This window comes from Micromonospora sp. LOL_025 (genome assembly GCF_048060285.1).
In the GTDB taxonomy this organism is placed as follows: domain Bacteria; phylum Actinomycetota; class Actinomycetes; order Mycobacteriales; family Micromonosporaceae; genus Micromonospora.
Genome location: NZ_JBHMIR010000001.1, coordinates 397,242 through 414,544, shown reverse-complemented (window position 1 = coordinate 414,544; position 17,303 = coordinate 397,242). Strand labels below are relative to the sequence as shown.

Annotated in this window: 18 protein-coding genes; 13 read left to right on the top strand and 5 right to left on the bottom strand. The window is 72.6% G+C overall.

What is annotated here, in order from left to right; genetic code table 11:
* Positions 1-55 precede the first annotated feature (55 nt).
* The 9 genes from ACFHW0_RS01915 (at position 56) to ACFHW0_RS01875 (ending at position 10,005) form a co-directional block, all read left to right on the top strand.
* Complete coding sequence (locus tag ACFHW0_RS01915) at positions 56-1,810, top strand: replication initiator (RefSeq protein WP_416605035.1); 1,755 nt, start codon at positions 56-58, stop codon at positions 1,808-1,810.
* Entirely contained in the window at positions 1,807-1,989 is a 183-nt protein-coding gene (locus ACFHW0_RS01910; protein ID WP_167733695.1) for a helix-turn-helix transcriptional regulator, read from the top strand. The genes ACFHW0_RS01915 and ACFHW0_RS01910 overlap by 4 nt, the downstream gene beginning before the upstream one ends.
* Positions 1,989-3,194, top strand: a complete 1,206-nt coding sequence (locus tag ACFHW0_RS01905; protein WP_416605033.1) for a tyrosine-type recombinase/integrase — start codon at positions 1,989-1,991, stop codon at positions 3,192-3,194. The genes ACFHW0_RS01910 and ACFHW0_RS01905 overlap by 1 nt, the downstream gene beginning before the upstream one ends.
* A 149-nt stretch (positions 3,195-3,343) precedes the next feature.
* Positions 3,344-4,129 (top strand): maleylpyruvate isomerase family mycothiol-dependent enzyme, encoded by a 786-nt coding sequence (locus tag ACFHW0_RS01900; protein ID WP_416605032.1) that lies wholly within the window; start codon positions 3,344-3,346, stop codon positions 4,127-4,129.
* Positions 4,130-5,004: 875 nt separating this feature from the next.
* The gene (locus ACFHW0_RS01895) at positions 5,005-5,895 is read left to right on the top strand and encodes a sulfotransferase domain-containing protein (RefSeq protein ID WP_416605030.1); all 891 of its coding nucleotides are present in this window, start codon (positions 5,005-5,007) and stop codon (positions 5,893-5,895) included.
* Between the two features lie 79 nt (positions 5,896-5,974).
* Positions 5,975-6,436, top strand: coding sequence for a hypothetical protein (locus ACFHW0_RS01890; protein WP_416605028.1), 462 nt, complete (start codon positions 5,975-5,977; stop codon positions 6,434-6,436).
* Positions 6,437-6,574: 138 nt separating this feature from the next.
* A complete protein-coding gene (locus ACFHW0_RS01885; RefSeq protein ID WP_416605027.1) occupies positions 6,575-6,937 on the top strand; it encodes an SCP2 sterol-binding domain-containing protein in 363 nt (120 codons plus the stop codon).
* A gap of 13 nt (positions 6,938-6,950) precedes the next feature.
* A complete protein-coding gene (locus ACFHW0_RS01880) occupies positions 6,951-9,029 on the top strand; it encodes a glycogen debranching N-terminal domain-containing protein (RefSeq protein WP_416605242.1) in 2,079 nt (692 codons plus the stop codon).
* Positions 9,030-9,138: 109 nt separating this feature from the next.
* Positions 9,139-10,005: an AraC family transcriptional regulator gene (locus ACFHW0_RS01875; RefSeq protein WP_416605025.1), complete on the top strand. Its 867-nt coding sequence runs from the start codon at positions 9,139-9,141 to the stop codon at positions 10,003-10,005.
* On the opposite strand, the gene ACFHW0_RS01870 is transcribed toward ACFHW0_RS01875, so the two are convergent.
* The 3 genes from ACFHW0_RS01870 to ACFHW0_RS01860 form a co-directional block, all read right to left on the bottom strand.
* Positions 9,995-10,798 (bottom strand): nucleotidyltransferase domain-containing protein, encoded by an 804-nt coding sequence (locus tag ACFHW0_RS01870; protein ID WP_416605023.1) that lies wholly within the window; start codon positions 10,796-10,798, stop codon positions 9,995-9,997. The genes ACFHW0_RS01875 and ACFHW0_RS01870 overlap by 11 nt on opposite strands.
* Entirely contained in the window at positions 10,791-11,288 is a 498-nt protein-coding gene (locus ACFHW0_RS01865) for an NUDIX hydrolase (RefSeq protein ID WP_416605021.1), read from the bottom strand. The genes ACFHW0_RS01870 and ACFHW0_RS01865 overlap by 8 nt, the downstream gene beginning before the upstream one ends.
* 195 nt (positions 11,289-11,483) lie before the next feature.
* On the bottom strand, positions 11,484-11,927 hold the full coding sequence (locus ACFHW0_RS01860; RefSeq protein WP_416605019.1) for a hypothetical protein: 444 nt from the start codon (positions 11,925-11,927) through the stop codon (positions 11,484-11,486).
* 192 nt (positions 11,928-12,119) lie between these two features.
* Between ACFHW0_RS01860 and ACFHW0_RS01855 the strand changes: the two genes are divergently transcribed.
* The 4 genes from ACFHW0_RS01855 (at position 12,120) to npdG (ending at position 15,607) form a co-directional block, all read left to right on the top strand.
* On the top strand, positions 12,120-12,323 hold the full coding sequence (locus tag ACFHW0_RS01855) for a hypothetical protein (RefSeq protein ID WP_121400897.1): 204 nt from the start codon (positions 12,120-12,122) through the stop codon (positions 12,321-12,323).
* A gap of 76 nt (positions 12,324-12,399) precedes the next feature.
* Entirely contained in the window at positions 12,400-13,266 is an 867-nt protein-coding gene (locus tag ACFHW0_RS01850) for a histone (RefSeq protein ID WP_416605018.1), read from the top strand.
* A gap of 65 nt (positions 13,267-13,331) precedes the next feature.
* Positions 13,332-14,765 (top strand): RNB domain-containing ribonuclease, encoded by a 1,434-nt coding sequence (locus ACFHW0_RS01845; protein WP_416605016.1) that lies wholly within the window; start codon positions 13,332-13,334, stop codon positions 14,763-14,765.
* Positions 14,766-14,908: 143 nt separating this feature from the next.
* Positions 14,909-15,607, top strand: a complete 699-nt coding sequence (npdG, locus tag ACFHW0_RS01840) for an NADPH-dependent F420 reductase (RefSeq protein ID WP_416605015.1) — start codon at positions 14,909-14,911, stop codon at positions 15,605-15,607.
* Between the two features lie 21 nt (positions 15,608-15,628).
* On the opposite strand, the gene ACFHW0_RS01835 is transcribed toward npdG, so the two are convergent.
* The gene (locus ACFHW0_RS01835; RefSeq protein WP_416605014.1) at positions 15,629-16,243 is read right to left on the bottom strand and encodes a hypothetical protein; all 615 of its coding nucleotides are present in this window, start codon (positions 16,241-16,243) and stop codon (positions 15,629-15,631) included.
* Between the two features lie 119 nt (positions 16,244-16,362).
* Positions 16,363-17,208, bottom strand: coding sequence for a 3-methyl-2-oxobutanoate hydroxymethyltransferase (gene panB, locus ACFHW0_RS01830; RefSeq protein ID WP_416605013.1), 846 nt, complete (start codon positions 17,206-17,208; stop codon positions 16,363-16,365).
* Between the last annotated feature and the right edge of the window lie 95 nt (positions 17,209-17,303).

The window sequence follows — 17,303 nt, the reverse complement described above, 5'->3', positions numbered from 1 at the left end:
ACCGGCGCACCCTTCTCCGGGACCACCGCATTCGGCTCTCGGCGGGGGTGGGCCGATGACCGCGCCGACCCTGCCCGGCCTGGCGCCGGCCGCCCCGACTCCGGTTGCTCCTCGGCCGGGGTCTCGGGCGGCCCGCATGGCGCTTCCTCGTTCGGTCGACGTGCTGAAGGAGATCGCGGCCGAGTACGGCGTCTGCGTCCGGCCGCTCGCCATGCGGCGCACGGATCTCGACACCGGCCTGACCGAGGTCATCGACCTGCCCTGCGGTGCGACCCGTGAGGACAAGTGCGCGCCGTGCGCAAAGAAGAACCGGCGGCTGCGGCAGGCCCAGATCCGCGAGGGATGGCACCGGGACGACGAGCCACTACCGCCCCCAAAACCCGCCACCGAGGAACAGAAGGCGCTGATCCTGCTGCGCGGGCACCTGGAGTTCTCCCGCGACGAGGCTTCTCGCGCGTGCCAGTGGGACCAGGTCGCCGACCTCGACGAGGCGATCTCGGAGGTGGAAGAGGCGATTACGGCCGAAGGTCTGCGGGGCCGGGTCGCGCCGCCGCACTCGACCGGCGACGAGGACCAGGGCGACGAGGACAACGGCCGGCGCCGCAAGCGGTCGACCAAGCGGCGTCAGGATGCCCCGGATCTGCCTCGGCGCAAGGTCGAGCGGCGCACGGTCGGCAAGACGTACACCGCTCCGGACGGGTCGACCTACCGGCCGTCGATGTGGCTGACGCTGACCCTCGACTCGTATGGGCCGGTCCGTCCCGACGGCACCCCGGTCAACCCTGACCGGTACGACTACCGGCGGGCCGCCTGGGACGCGGTCCACTTCCCCCGGCTGCTCGATCGGTTCTGGCAGAACCTTCGGCGGTGTGAGGGCTGGAACGTCCAGTACGCGGGCTGCGTCGAGCCTCAGCGCCGTCTCGCCCCACACGCGCACTTCGCTATCAGGGGGACCGTCCCCCGGGACATCCTGCGCACCGTTGCGGCGGCGACGTACCACCAGGTGTGGTGGCCCTCGGTCGATGTTCAGCAGTACACCGCCGACCGGCCCCCGGTGTGGGACGAGGACGCCTCGGCGTGGGTCGACCCGGATACCCGCCAGCCGCTGACCACCTGGGCCGAAGCGCTCGACGCGATCGACGAGGACCCGGACGCGGAACCGGTGCACGTCGTCCGCTTCGGCGCCCAGGTCGACGCGCGCGGCGTCATGCCCGGCACCGAGGACGCGGAACGCACCATCCGGTACGTAACGAAGTACATCACCAAGCACACCGGCGACTGCCACAAGATCACGAGCGGTCGACAGCGTGCCCACCTCGACCGGCTGTGGCAGGAACTACGGGTAACCCCGTGCACCGATCGCTGTGCGAACTGGCTGCTCTACGGCGTCCAGCCGAAGAAGGCGCACGCCAAGCTCAGGCCGGGCCGCTGCAAGGGCAGGGTCCACCAGCGGGACACCCTCGGCATTGGCGGTCGGCGCATCCTCATCTCCCGCGACTGGTCCGGCAAGACGCTGACCGACCACAAGCACGACGTACGGGCCTGGGTACGGGCGCTGCTCGGCGTCACCGTCGGCCTGGATGGCGTCGACGACCAGGGCGCCACCGTCGAACCGGTCCGGCACGCCTGGGAACTCGCCCGGCCCGACGATCCCGACGTGCCGGCCATGGCGCACCGGCTCCTGCGGTCGATCAGCGAACGCGCCCGCTGGCGCTCCGACCTGCTGGCTGCGAAGGACAGGGCCGCACAGCCGCCGTCGAGCACATCACCGCACGGAACGACGCACGACACGGGGGAGGGGCTGCAATGAAGACCGTTGACGAGCTGTGGACGATCCGGGACGTGTCGGCGTACCTGCGGGTGCCCGCTGAGACGCTGTACCGCTGGCGCAAGGTCAAGTACGGACCGCCGGCGGCTCGGGTCGGTCGACACCTGCGGTATGAGCCGGACACGGTGCGGGCGTGGGTGCGTGAGCAGGCGGCGGCCTGATGGGGCATGTAGAAGATCGCTGGTACAAGGTGATCCGGCACCCCGGCGGTCGGAAGGAGCGGATCAAGTCGGATCTGTTCGGCAAGGGGATGCGCTACCGGGTTCGGTACATCGGACCGGATGGCAGGGAACGTAGCCAATCCTTCCCGGACCGGGCCAAGCGCGACGCTGACGCCTTCCTCGTCTCCACTGAGACGGACAAGCTCCGGGGTTCGTACGTCGACCCATCCGCTGGCCGGATCTCCTTCGCCGAGTACGCCGAGAGCTGGTTGCATACGCGCTCCTTCGACGAGTCGACCCGGGAGAGCACGGAGTTCCGGGTACGGAAGCACCTGCTGCCGTTCTTCGGCTCTCGACAACTGGCCTCGATCAAGCCGGGGCACATCCGGGAGTGGGATGCCGGGATGATCGGCAAGCTGGCCCCGGCGACCCGGGCCGTCGTCTTCGCTCACCTACGGACCATCCTCGGCGCAGCTGTCGACGACGAGCGGATCGCCAAGAACCCGTGTTCGGCCGCCTCGGTCAAGCCGCCCCGGCCCGTACAACGTCGCGTCGTTCCCTGGCGGGCCGACGAAGTTTCGGCAATCCGCGGTGGCCTCGCTGAGCGGTACCGCCCGATGGTCGACCTGGGCGCCGGCTGCGGGATGCGACAGGGGGAGATCTTCGGCCTGGGCGTCGATGACGTCGACCTCGACTCGGGCTGGGTGCACATTGTCCGGCAGGTAAAGGTGGTCCGCTCCCGGTTGGTCTTCGGCCTGCCCAAGAACGATCGGGACCGACGCGTACCGCTGCCCGACTCGGTAGTTCAGTCGCTCAAGGAGCACGCCGAGAAGTACGACCCGTTGTCGATCACCCTGCCCTGGGAGGACCCGTTCAGCGACGAACGGGTGACCGTGCCGCTGCTGTTCACCACCACCCGCCGGGGTGCGATCAAGCGGGCCACCTTCGACGACAAGAATTGGCGTCCGGCGGTGAGGGCGGCCGGCATCGTCCCGACCCGGGCGACCGGCATGCACGCGCTGCGCCACTTCTACGCCTCGGCGCTGCTCGACGCGGGGGAGAGCATCAAGGCCCTCGCCTCGTATCTCGGGCACTCCGACCCCGGCTTCACGCTCCGGGTCTACACCCACCTGATGCCGGCCAGCGAGGAACGCACCCGCCGCGCCATCGATGATCTTTTCCAAGAACCCTCGTCCACAGACTGATCTACGACCTGGTCGGGTAGCGCCGTGCAAGTGGTTTTCACGTCGCCGATGTCGCTTCCCGCGCGTCAACCAGGGGCGCCTATCAGTGCCGGTGGGATCGGTTGCGAAATTCGCTGCCCTGTCGCCGGAGCACAGTGGTAGAAAGCCGGGTGCATAAAATCCTCACGTTCTCTGATCATCTGCGGCTGATCAACGAACGGTCAACCGCCTTCCGCGCTGCGGTCGCCGCGGCGCCCAGCCTCGACATGCAGGTTCCGACCCATCCCGAGCGGACGCTCTTCGACCTTGTGCAACACGTGGGCCTGAGCCGCCGCAAATCAGCCGCCATCGTCGCCGCAGGGCCCGCAGACGCACCCCCGAAGAAATCGGCCTGGGACGACGGCACGGGTGCGCCTCGGGAACGCGAAGCACTGCTGGCCTGGTGGACGGAGTCCATCGAGCAACTGACGAGCGCGCTGCGTGAGGCCGGCCCGGATCGCAGGTGTTGGACGTGGTGGGATGACTCGCCGTCCCCGCAGACCTCTGGTGCCTGGGCGCGCCGACAGGTCCCTGAGATCGCGGTGCACACCTACGACGTCCAGCTAACCCTGGGCGCCCCGCAGCCGCTGCCGGACGAGGTCGCCCTCGACGGCTTCGACGACTGCCAGTTCACCCTGTGTGCAACCACGGTCGCCTGGCCACACGGCCCCGCCATCGTCGATTACCACGCCACCGAGGGCCATTCCTGGCGCCTTCGGCTCTCCCGCGACGGGGCACAGGTCGCCCGCCTCACGCCCCCTGCCGGCGAGGATCCCGCAACGGCCGACGCCTCCGCCCGGGGCACGGCAAGTGACCTGGTCTTGTTCTTCTACGGCCGCATACCGCTGGATTCGCTGACGTTCGAAGGCGACCGTCGCATCTTCGATCAGCTCGCCGCCTGGGACCCGTCCGTGTGACCACCGACGACATGCGATCTTCGCACCTGCAACCCCTGACGGCCTGGCGACGGCCTACAGCGGCACCCGCCAGGCTCCGTCCCTGGTCAGCGGGGATGCGATAATCTTAATCCGGCGTACAGGTCGACTCGTCCGTCGCCCACCAGCTCAGAGGCCTGATCAAGGCTCTGAGCTGGTTCTATGTTCGGGTGCCGATTGTCGTCCTTGGTCAACTTCGGGCGGCGTTTGACGCCCTGACGACGCCCTGACGCCCTGGAGGTCCAGTTGGCTTGCCTCGGGCCGGGCGGGCTGCGCCGTGAGGGCTTTTCCGGTTCGGTGGTCGGGGCTCTGGGTCGGGGCCGGCGGCTGAGGGGAGGGGGCGAGACGTCCTGGCGGTGGAGGTGGTGCCGCAGCCCGGTGACCCGGTGCCCTGATCGCGAAGTCCTCGCTGAGGATCGGATAGAAGTGCGTTCGGTCTGGCGGGAGTGCCGGCCACCTGCGCCAACCCGTCTTGCGGACGAGGTCGCGTTCCTGCTGTCCCATCGGGCGCCACAGCGCTGTCGTTCCGTCGCTGCTCATGCAGTCCTCGCCGCTGCGGTCGGTCGTCAGAGCGGACAGTACCCCTACCGCCGGACCGAAGATCCACGCCTTTCGCTTTGCCAGCCGGAGGTACACCGATGACGGCTCCGACCCTGCCCGGCGTCGAATCCGGAGCTGCTTTGGGTCGGGCGGCGATGGTCGTTCCTGGTCAACTTTGGCCCACGTTCGACGTCCTGAGGACGTCTGGACGCCCTGGAGACGTCTTGGGCGCTGGGTAAGTTGGCATTGCCTCGCCCGCAGCGGAGGACCGGAAATGAGGAAGCGGGCAGGTGCGTCCGGCCTCTAGGCTCGCTCGAATGGCGACCCCGGTACGTTACCGATCCGCGGAGGAGGACAGCGGCAGGTGGCTCGCTTTCCCGTTCCGGCGTGGCGACATCGTCATCAGCACCCGATCGAAGAGCGGCACCACCTGGATGCAGATGATCTGCGCGCTGCTGGTCTTCCAGACCGCCGACCTGCCGGCGCCGCTGGCGCAGTTGTCCCCCTGGCTCGACTGGCTGACCGCTCCGCAGCGGCAGGTGTACGACCATCTCGCCGCCCAGGAGCACCGGCGCTTCATCAAGACGCACACGCCGCTGGACGGGGTGCCGATCGAGCCCCACGTGTCGTACATCGTGGTGGCGCGGCATCCGTTGGACATGGCGGTGTCCCTGTACCACCAGAGCGAGAACATCAACCGGGAGCGACTGCGTCAGATCACCGGCGAACCGCGGTCCGGTGACGCGCCGCCGGCACGGCTTCCCCTGCGTTCCTGGTTGGTGCGGTGGACCGAGCGTGACAGGGATCCGCAGGAGGCGTTGGACTCGTTGCCCGGTGTGCTCTGGCATCTGACTGATGCCTGGCGACGCCGGGAGGAGCCGAACGTGCTGCTGGTGCACTACGACGATCTCCTGGCCGACCTGGGCGGACAGATGCGGCGGATCGCCGCCTGGCTGGGTGTCGAGGTGCCAGCCGAGCGGTGGGCGACTCTGGTGGAGGCCGCCACGTTCGCCGCGATGCGCGAGCGGTCCCAGGCCCTGGTGCCCGATGCCGTGGGGGTGCTGAAAGACCATCAGGCCTTCTTCCGAAAGGGCCGGTCGGGTGCGGGACGAGCACTGTTGAGCACCGAGGAATTCAGCCGTTACCACCGGCGCGCGGCCGAGATGGCCCCACCGGACCTGTTGGCCTGGCTGCACCGGGAACGCTAGCCCGAGGACTGGCCGGTGCGGGGTGTGGCCGGTGCGGCAGACGAGAGGCGCCGCCCGTCCGGGCGCATAGGATCCGGCGATGACCGATGCGCCGTTGGAGCCCGGCCCGCCGCCCGCCGGTCGGGAGCCGATGCGGCGGCCGTCAAGCATCGTCATCAGCATGGTGCTGCTCGCGCTCTGGTGGGCGTACACCGTCGTCGTGGCCGTCGCGCTGCTCGGCGAGGTCGGCGGCGCGGGAAACTGGCTCGCCCTGGCCTGTTGCACGGCGGCGGCCGCAGCGGTGCTCCGGGGGCTCTGGCACGGCGGCCCGACGGCGTGGCGGGTGGTGCACGGGTTCGCCGCGCCGGTCGCCGTCGCGTTCCTGGTCGGGGCCGGCATCATGCTGCTCTTCGGGCCGCGCCTCGGGTCGCTGATCACCACCCCGGTCGACCCGGCCTTCGTCGCGGCGACGGCGGGCGGGCTGCTGGCGGTGCTGGCGCTGTTGGTCAGCGGGCTCCTGGTCCGTACCCCGCCGGCCCGCGCCTGGTGCGGCCGCCGCTGAGCCCCTCACCCCCGTCGGCGAGGGCGTCCGTGCCGGCGGGTGGAGCGCGGCGCGAGATCCACGACACCGGTGGGAGCGTTAGTGCCCCCGTACGGGGGGTAGTCGGCGAGCGCTCCTGACAAGTGGCGGGGAGGTCGTATGACGGCGACCAGTGCCTTCTTCGAGCAGTTGGCGAATGTCGGTCACGATGCACGGTTGTGCAAGGTCCGTGGCACCATCCGGTTCGACATCCGCGAGGGGGACCGGGTGGAGCGGTGGCTGCTGGACATCGATCATGGACGTCTGCGGGTGACTCGGAGCGATGCCCCGGCGGAAGCGGTCATCACGGTCACCGCCGACGTCGCGGAGGCGATGTCGCGGGGTGAGATGAACGGCCTGGCCGGGATCACCCGGGGCGAGATCATGGTCGACGGGAACCTCGCGTTGGCGATGCGGGTCGGGCGGCTGTTCCCGGTGCCCCCCGCCTCACGGCAGCAGGCCGTCTCCGGTCGCGCGGAGTGACCCGGTGAAGGACATCCCGGGCACCGTGTCGTGCATCGACGGCAGCACGTTCATCGTCTCGGATTCCAGCGGTGACGTGGAGTCGTCACCCGCGACCCCGGTCGGCCTGTTCGCCGCCGATTCGCGTTTCCTGTCCCGATGGGTGCTCACCGTCAACGGCGAGCGGCTGACCGCCCTGTCGGTGGACGACAGCCAGTACTACGAGGCGGCGTTCTTCGTGGTGCCGGGCGGGCAGACCGACTACGTGGAGGCCGACGTGTCGGCGATCCGGCGGCGGCGGATCGGACCGGACCTGACCGAGTCGCTGACGCTGTTCAACTACGGCGAGAAGGAGATGGACCTCGACGTACGACTGGAGGTCGCGGCCGACTTCGCCGACATCTTCGACATCAAGTTCGACGTCCGCCAGAAGGCCGGCAGCCACTACGCCCACGTCGGTCCGGACGAGTTGCGGCTGGGCTACCGGCGCGGCACGTTCCAGCGCGAGGTGTCCGTCTCGACCAGTGAGCCCGCCGACTTCGACGAGGGCGGTCTCCGCTTCACGCTCCGGCTGCCGCCCGGCGCCCGCTGGTCGACGGAGCTCCGGGTGGTCATGCGGGCGCTGCGTCCCGACGGCGTCGACCTCCGTGCCGCGGTGCGGGCGCTGCGCCCGGACGCCACCACCCTGCCGACGAGCGTGCGGGAGTGGCTCGCGGAGGCCCCGAAGCTGGACACCGACAGCAGCGCACTGCGACAGGTGTACCACCGCAGCCTGGTGGACCTGGCGGCGCTGCGCTTCGCCCCGCTCTCGCTCGGCGGCGCGAGCGTACCAGCGGCCGGGCTGCCCTGGTTCATGACCCTGTTCGGCCGGGACAGCCTGCTGACCTGCCTGCAGACCCTGCCCTTCACCCCGTCGCTGACCCCGCCGACGCTGCGGATCCTCGCCTCGTTGCAGGGTGCCCGGACCGACAACGTCCTGGAGGAGGACCCTGGCCGGATCCTGCACGAACTGCGCTACGGCGAGTCGGCCGCGTTCGAGGAACAGCCCCACTCGCCGTACTACGGCACCGTCGACGCCTCGCCGCTGTTCGTCGTGCTGCTCGACGAGTACGAACGCTGGAGCGGCGACACGGCGCTGGTGATGGAGCTGGAGCAGGAGGCCCGGGCGGCCCTGGAATGGATCGACAAGTACGCCGACCTGACGTCCACCGGCTACCTCTGGTACGAGAGACGCAACCGGCTCACCGGCCTGGACAACCAGTGCTGGAAGGACTCCTGGGACAGCATCTCCTACGCCGACGGCAGGCTGCCCGGCTTCCCCAGGGCCACCTGCGAGGTCCAGGGCTACGCCTACGACGCCAAGAAGCGGGCGGCGCGGCTGGCCCGTACGTTCTGGAACGACCCGGCCTACGCGGACCGGCTGGAGAGCGAGGCGGCGGCGCTGTACGACCGCTTCAACCGGGACTTCTGGCTCGACGACCGGGGCTACTACGCGCTCGCCCTCGACGGCGACGGCACTCCCGTCGACAGCCTCTCCTCCAACATCGGGCACCTGCTGTGGAGCGGCATCGTGCCGCCGGAGCGGGCGGCGCGGGTCGCCGAGCACCTGATGGGGCCGGCGCTCTTCTCCGGCTGGGGAGTGCGGACCCTCGCCGAGGGGCAGGGCCGCTACAACCCGCTCGGATACCACCGCGGCACCGTCTGGCCCTTCGACAACTCGTTCATCGCCTGGGGTCTGCGCCGCTACGGATTCGCCGACGAGGCGGGACGCATCGCCGAGGGCGTCATCGACGCCGCCACCTACTTCCAGGGCCGGCTTCCCGAAGCCTTCGGCGGATTCGACCGGCACACCACGCGGTACCCGGTCCGGTACCCCACCGCCGGCAGCCCGCAGGCGTGGTCCAGCGGAGCGTCCCTGCTGCTCATCCGGATCATGCTCGGCATCGAGCCGCACGAGGACCACCTCGCCGTGGACCCGGCGCTGCCGCCCGGCTTCGACCGGCTCGCACTGCTGGACATCCCGGGCCGCTGGGGCAGGGTGGACGCGTTCGCCCGGCACCGCTTCGACCAGCCACGCACCAACGGCGGCGGGCCCGATCCGGGCCTTTCCTGAGCCATGATGCCCGTGCCGCAACCGGGGCGACCGATCCGGGCACAGCATGTCGGGTGCGCGAACCTCCCGCACGCCTAGCGTTGCTGTTCGGAACGGGAAGGAGAACCGGGTGCTGGAGCGGCTCAACCAGGCCATGGAGCACATCGAGCGGCACCTCGACCAACAGATCGAGGTGGCCGAGCTGGCGCGGATCGCGGTGACCTCGGAGTACCACCTTCGTCGGATCTTCTCCGCGCTGGCGGGCGTCGGCCTGTCCGAGTACATCCGGCGGCGGCGGCTCACGGTCGCGGGCGCGGAGGTGCTCGCGGGGGAGCGGCCGCTGCTCGACGTCGCGGTCCGCTACGGCTACGGCTCCACCGAGGCGTTCGCCCGGGCGTTCCACGCCGTGCACGGCGTGGGCCCCGGCGAGGCCCGGCGTACGGGGGCGGCGCTGCAGTCCCAGCCCCGGATGTCCTTCCGACTCGTCGTCGAAGGGAGCAGCAGCATGCGGTACCGGATCGTGCACAAGGACGGGTTCCAGCTGGTGGGCCGCAAGGCCCGGGTGCCGCTGGTGCACGAGGGGATGAACCCGGCGATCGTCGCCTTCGTCAAGGGCATCCCGCCGGAGACGGTACGCCGGATCGAGGCCCTCTCCGACCAGGAGCCGCAGGGCGTCGTCAACGTCAGTGCCGACGTGGCCGACAGCCGCGCGGAGGGCACCGAACTGGACTACTGGTACGGCGTGGTGACGGGCGCGGACGCGCCGGAGGACCTGGACGCGCTGCCCGTGCCGGCGGGCGCCTGGGCGGTCTTCGAGACCTCCGGGGCGTTCCCGCAGGCGGTGCAGTACCTCTGGCGGGACGTGTTCACCCAGTGGTTCCCGTCCAACCCGTACCGCAGCCGGCCGGGACCGGAGATCTCGCGTACCCGGCTGTCGGCGGACGGCACGCAGGCGGACGCCGAACTCTGGATCCCGGTCGAGCCCGTCACCGACTGATCTCGTCCAGCACGCGGCGTTGGAAGGCGCGGGCCTCATGACCGCCCGGTGGCGGCCCGCCGGCCCGCGCCGCGATCGACCGTTCGATCAGGTCGGCGGCCGCGCCGCCGTCGGTCGCGTCGGCCGGCCGGCCGTCGGCGAGCAGCCGGCGGCCGGCGTCGACCTTCGACAGCCAGACGCCGTGGCGGACCCTGACCAGGGAGCGGCAGGCGCCGAGCACCGCGTCCTCGGCCCCGGGGGCGGGACCGTCGCCGGGCGGGGTCGGCAGGGCCAGCCACCAGCGCAGCGCGTCGGTCAGCAGGCGGCGCAGGTCGGCGGGGGAGAGGTCGGCGAAGGCCTCGGCGGCCGGCGGCCCGAGCAGGGCGTACCCGCACTGGTGCAGGATGCTGCGGTCCAGGCCGTACCAGAACAGGCCGTCCTCTGCGGGCCGGTCGACGGCGGACCACGTCGCCCGGAACGGCATCCGCGCCCCGGTGTTCAGCTCGACCTCGAACCCCGGCTCCGGCGCGCCGGAGCGGGCGACCTCCCGGCGGTACACGACCAGCTCCAGCCCGCGCGCGGGGCACGGCAGCGCCTCGTGCCGCAGCCGCGCCACCAGCTCCTGCCTGCGACCGAGGTCGAGGGCGTCGGCGCAGACCAGCGCCACGTCGACGTCGCTGCGCCCCGGCTGGTACGCACCCAGCCCGACCGAGCCGGCCGCGTACGCCCCGACGAGGTCGTCGCCGAGGACGTCGCGGGCGGCGGCGACCAGGTCGGCGAGGTAGCGGCGCAGGGGCGGGTCGAGGTCAGTCATCGGACTCGGCCCAGGCCGTCCCGGCGGGCAGGAACCACGCGCCCGCCCCGGTGTCGAGGGCGTGCGCGACGGTCAGCCGGGCGTGCCGGTCGAGCGCGGGCAGCCGGTCCGGCGGGAACCACTCCACCGCCACCGACTCGTCGTCGTTGACCCGGGCGGTGCCGGCGACCAGCCGGCAGTGGAAGCCGAGGTTGAAGAACTCGCAGCGGTCGCCGTTGGGATAGGTGTGCGGGTGCGACACGACGCTGCTCAGGCGGACCGGTTCGACCTCCAGGCCCGTCTCCTCCCGCACCTCGCGGACCACCGCCGTGGCCGGCTGCTCGCCCGGCTCGACGATGCCGCTGACCACCGACCAGCGCCCGTCGTCGGCGCGCCTGCCGAGCAGCAGCTCGCCGGCGTCGTTGCGCACCACCGCGCTCACGCTCGGCAGCAGGAGCAGGTCGTGGCCGACGCGCTCGCGCAGCCGTAGGATGTGGTCCGGAACGCCCATCCGGCGACCCTAGCCCGCCCCTCGTCCGGCGGATCGCCCCGCGTCACCCCGACAGACTGATCTCCCGGGCCACCCGGGCGTACTCCCTCGCGCCGGAGCCGGCTGTTCAGCCGATGCCCACCGGACGCGAGGGCGACCGCCGGCGGCTGCCGTGCGGGGCCGTGCGTCGGGCGGCCCGGCCGGGCCGCACCCGGGTCAGTCGGGGCACGACAGCCGTTCGAGGGCGACCGGGCCGGCGTCGGCGGGCACGGCCAGCGCGAAGCACGCCGCCGAGTCGGCCCGCTGCCAACCGAAGACCGACGCCGCCGTCTTGGCGACCCGGACGCGGAATACCAGCCGTACGGTCGCCTCCGCGCGGGGCCCGTCGCTGCGCACGGCCAGCACCTCGACCCCGTCCACCGCGTCGGCGGCCTGCCGCAGCGTCGACTCCCCGGCCATCGGTTCGGCGAGCAACCGCGCGCGGGCGAGTTGCGCGGTGGCGGTCACCTCCCGCTCGGCCCGTTGCTCCAGCCGCTGCTGCGACCGGTCCCGCAGCAGCGGCAGCCCGGTGGCCGCCCCGACCACCGCCAGCACGATCGCCGGCACCGCCACCGTCAGTACGCGTCGCAGCCACACCGATGTCCCACCCCCGTGTCGCACGGGGCGATTGTGCGGCACGGGCCCGCCCCGCGGCTGCCCCGTCGCGGGCCGGCGGGGTGGGCACCGCGTACCCGACCAGCCCTGTTTTCGCAGTTCCCGCCCCTGCCGACGGGAGCACGTCTACTGTGGAGAACATCGGCGACTTGTGGTGTTCCGGTGGCGGCCGGGTGGTTCGCGGTGCACAGTGATCCCATGAGCGACAGCGGAAGCGGTGGGCACTTCTACTGGTGCACCCGGCACCACCGGGTCGAGACCGACGCCGACGTGTGCCCCGCCAGGCACGTTCTGGGGCCGTACGCCTCAGCCGCCGACGCGGAGAACGCCCTGCAGACGGTGCGGGAGCGCAACGACGCGTGGGAGGCCGAGGACGCCCGCTGGGCCGGGGAGGACAGATAGGCGGCGCGGGATGGCCCGCGCCGAGGTACTTGGTGCTCCGCGAGGGCGAGAGCACGTCCCCAGGAAGGGAACCGAGATGGCCGAAGCACAGCAGGCCACCACCCGCCCGGCCGCCAGACGTACGACCGCCAGGAAGACCGCCGCGGCGGAGCGGACCGCGGGTGGGACGCGGACCGCGCGCCCGTCCACCACGACCACGGCGGCGAAGAAGGCACCGGCCAAGAAGGCGACGGGCGGCGCGGGACGGGCCCCGGCGAAGAAGACCACCGCCGCCAAGGCCCCCGCGAAGAAGGCCCCCGCGAAGAAGGCGGCAACCGGGGTCGCCGCCGCGGCGAAGAAGACGACGGCCGCGGCGAAGAAGACGACCGCCACCGCCGCGAAGAAGGCTCCCGCCGCGGCGAAGCGGACGACGGCGGCGGCCAAGAGCACGACGGCGAAGAAAACGACCTCGGCGAAGACACCCGCCCGGCAGGCGGCGACGAAGGCCGCCACCACGGCGAGGAAGGCGACCGCGCCGGCGAAGAAGGCCCCCGCCGGCGGCACCGCCCCCGCCCGCAAGGTGACCTCGGCGGCGAAGAAGACCACGACGGCGGCGAGGCAGACCAGCACCTCGGCGGCGAAGAAGACCACGACGGCGGCGAAGGCCCCGGCGAAGAAGGCGACCGCCAAGAAGACGACGCCCGCCAGGAAGACGGCCGCGACCCGGCCCACCGGCGGCGCCCGCAAGGCCGCGGCGACGAAGGCCCCCGCCAGGAAGGCCACCGCGACCTCCTCGGCCACCACCCGCAAGGCGGCGGCGAAGCAGGCCCCGGCGAAGAAGACGACCGTCGCCAAGGCGCCGGCCAAGAAGGTCACCGCCCGCAAGGCGCCCGCCCCGACGACCGCTGCCCGGGCCACCGCTCCCCGTGGGGTACGGGCGAACGCGCGCAGGGCGACCGGCTGACCGCGACGCGGTGAACGGCGCTCGCCGGGAAGCGGATCATCCGCCACACTGTCAGGATTGACCCCGTGGTGATCCGACGCGTACTCGCACCCCGCATCGACTTCGGCGCGCTGCGCCGCGAGCTGGGACTGCCCGAGGGGTTCCCGGCCGCGGCGCAGCGCGAGGCCGACGCCGCGGCGGCCGCGCCGCCCCGGCCCGCCGCCGACCGCACCGACATCCCGTTCGTCACCGTCGACCCCGCCACCTCGCGCGACCTCGACCAGGCGATGCACCTCACCCGCCGCCCCGGCGGCGGCTACCGGGTGTCGTACGCGATCGCCGACGTCGCCGCGCACGTCCGCCCCGGCGGCGCGCTGGAGGAGGAGACCTGGCGGCGCGGGCAGACCGTCTACCTGCCCGACGGCACCGTGCCGTTGCACCCCGAGACCCTCAGCGAGGGCGCGGCCAGCCTCCTGCCGGACGTCGACCGGGCCGCCGTGGTGTGGACGATCGACCTGGACGCGGACGGCGACACCGTCGGGGTCACGCTGGAGCGCGCGCTGGTGCGCAGCCGGGCCAAGCTGGACTACGTCGGGGTCCAGGCGGCCGCCGACGCCGGCCGGCTGCCCGACCCGATCGCCCTGCTGCCCGAGATCGGGGCCCTGCTCACCGCGCGCGGCCTGCGCCGGGGAGCGATCAACCTGCCGCTGCCCGAGCAGGACGTGGAGGCCGAGGGCGACGGCTGGCGGCTGGTGCTGCGCGGGCCGGTGCCGATGGAGGAGCACAACGCCCAGATCTCGCTGCTGACCGGGATGGCCGCCGCCGACCTCATGCTCGCCGGGGGCATCGGCCTGCTGCGTACGATGCCGGCGCCGAAGCCCGAGGCGGTGACGCGGCTGCGGGCCGCCGCCGCCCCGCTGGGCGTGCACTGGCCGGACGGGGCCGGCCCCGGCGAGGTGATCGCCGGCCTGGACCCGTCGCAGCCCCGGGCCGCCGCCTTCGTGGACCAGGCCGCCGAGCTGATGCGGGGCGCCGCGTACACGGCCTTCGACGGCGCGCCGCCCGAGCAGCGGGAGCACGGCGGGGTCGCGGCCGCGTACGCCCACGTCACCGCGCCGCTGCGGCGACTGGCCGACCGCTACGCCACGGAGGTCTGCCTGGCGCTGCACGAGGGCCGGGCGGTGCCCGACTGGGCCCGCGCGGCGCTGCCCCGGCTGCCCGAGGTGATGGCCACGACCGACCGGACCGCCTCGGCGGCCACCCGGGGCGCGATCGAGCTGGCCGAGGCGGTGCTGCTCCAGCACCGGGTGGGGGAGACCTTCGACGCGGCGGTGCTCGACGTCGACGCGGCCCCGGACGGCAAGGCCCGCCCGGGCCGCCGGCCCGGCGGCACCGTGGCGCTGGACGACCCGCCGGTGCGCGCCCGCTGCCTCGGCGAACTGCCGCTGGGCGAGCGGGTGCGGGTCCGGCTGGTCACCGCCGACCCGGTCGCCCGCACGGTGGCCTTCGAGCTGGCCTGACACTCCCCGGCCCGCCGCGCCGCGCTCCCGCCCCGCCGGCCGGTGCCGCCGCGTCGGGTTGGGTCGGGCGGCGGGGTGTGCAGCGGGGATTGTCACAGCGCCCACCGCTGCTGGTGGGCCGCACGGTTTGCGAGGATGGCGGCATGGCTTACGACGCGAGCATGCTGCCCGACGTGTCCGGGCTGACCGTCGGCATCATCGGCGGCACCGGCGACCAGGGGCGGGGACTCGCCTACCGGTTCGCCCGGGCCGGCCAGAGCGTGCTGATCGGGTCCCGATCCGCCGAGCGGGCCGCGCAGTCCGCCGAGGAGATCTCGGCCCTGCCCGGCGTGCCCGCCGAGGCCCGGGTGACCGGCGCCGGCAACGAGGAGGTGTCCCGCAACAGCGACGTGGTGATCGTCGCGGTGCCGTGGGACGGGCACGCCGCCACCGTCGCCGCGCTCGCCGAGCCGCTCGCCGGCAAGATCGTCGTCGACTGCGTCAACCCGCTGGGCTTCGACAAGCAGGGCCCGTACGCGCTCACGGTCGCCGAGGGCAGCGCCGTGCAGCAGGCCGCCGCGCTGCTGCCCGACTCCCGGGTCTGCGCCGCGTTCAACCACGTCAGCGCGCCGCTGCTGGCCGACCCGGAGATCGACCGGATCGACCTCGACGTGCTGATCTGCACCGAGGACCGCGAACTGGTGGGCGTGGTCGCCGCGCTCGCCGCGCGGATCCCCGGCATGCGCGGCATCTACGCCGGCCGGCTGCGCAACGCCCACCAGATCGAGGCGTTCACCGCCAACCTGATCGCCATCAACAAGCGCTACAAGGCGCACGCGGGCATCCGCGTCACCGACCTCTGACGGCGGGCCGCGTACGCCGCTTCAGATCTGGGTGGGAAACGGCCCCTCCAGGGGCCTGTTCCTACCCAGATCGGCAGCCCCGCCTGGTGGGACAGCAGCCAACAGCCTGTTCGCGCGTCCGAGCGGGTGGCGGCGGTAGCGGGGGTCCGCAGGGCCGACGGTGAGGGCGTTCTCGTCGAGGCCGTTGTAGACGACCAGCTCGGTGTCGGCGAACGCGAAGCCGAGTGCGAGGCTGCCGTTGGCCAGGTCGCCCGTTGCGCCCCGCCACTTCAACAGCGCGACCTCGCGCAACCGGCGGCCCGGCAGGGCGGCCAACCCCGGCAGCGGCTCGGCACGCCAGGCCAGCCGGAAGTCGTCGGAGGTGGGCCAGGCGACCGGGCCGCCCGGGCAGACCGAGTTCCAGGTGATCGAGAGATCGTCGAACTTCTGGTGGTTGACCTCCACCTGCTCGCCGGCGAAGTCCAGCAGCACCGGACAGTCCGCGAACCACTCGTCCTCGTCCAGGTCCCAGACCAGCCAGACGCGGGTGAGCGTACGGCCGGCCAGCGCGGCGAGCCGGGCGCCGTGCGCCGTCTCGATGTCGGGCCGCGCGTGCAACCAGGCCGGCTGGTAGCCGGGGATGCCGAAGTCGAACACCTGACGATTGTCGGCCACGAGGCAGGCGGGCGGGAGAGGCCGTGGGCGCCGGTGCCGCGTACCGCCTCCCGCCCGGACGCCGGTCCCGCAGCGTCCGGGCGGGAGGCGGCCGGCCGGTGTCAGAAGGTGTGCTCGGCGGCGGGGAAGTCGCCGCCCCGGACCTCGTCGGCGAACCGCCGGGTCGCGTCGGTCAGGGCACCCGCCAGGTCGGCGTAGCGCTTCACGAAGCGCGGCGCCCTGCCGGTACGCAGACCGGCCATGTCCTGCCAGACGAGCACCTGGGCGTCGGTGTCCGCGCCGGCGCCGATGCCCACGGTCGGGATCGGCAGCTCCGCCGTGATCCGCTTGGCCACCTGCCCCGGCACCATCTCCAGCACCACGGCGAACGCGCCCGCCTCGGCCACCGCCCGGGCGTCGGCGATCACGTCGTCGGCCGCGTCGCCGCGCCCCTGCACCCGGTAGCCGCCGATGGCGTGCTCGCTCTGCGGGGTGAAGCCGATGTGCGCCATCACCGGGATGCCGGCGCCGGTGATCGCGGCGATCTGCGCCGCGCAGCGCCGGCCGCCCTCCAGCTTCACCGCGTGGCAGCCACTCTCCTTCATGAACCGCACGGCGGTGCGCAGCGCCTGCGTCGGACCCTCCTCGTAGGAGCCGAACGGCAGGTCGCCGACGACCAGCGCGTGCCGGGTGGCCCGGACCACCGCGCGGACCAGCGGGAGCAGTTCCTCGGCGGTCACCGGCACCGTCGTCTCGTAGCCGAAGACGTTGTTCGCCGCCGAGTCGCCGACCAGCAGCACCGGGATGCCGGCCTGGTCGAAGATCGAGGCCGTGTACTGGTCGTACGAGGTGAGCATCGGCCACCGCTCGCCGCGCTCCTTGGCGGCGACCAGGTCGCGGGTGCGGACCCGCCGGGTGGCCGGGCCGCCGTAGAGGGCGGTCACCTCGGACGGGGTGGACTCCACCATGACTCTCTCCTTCCTCGAGGCCGCGTGCGCGGTCCCCGGGTTCCGCCGCGATCGTCGCACCCGACGACCGGCCGGCGGCAGAGCGCAGTGGAGCA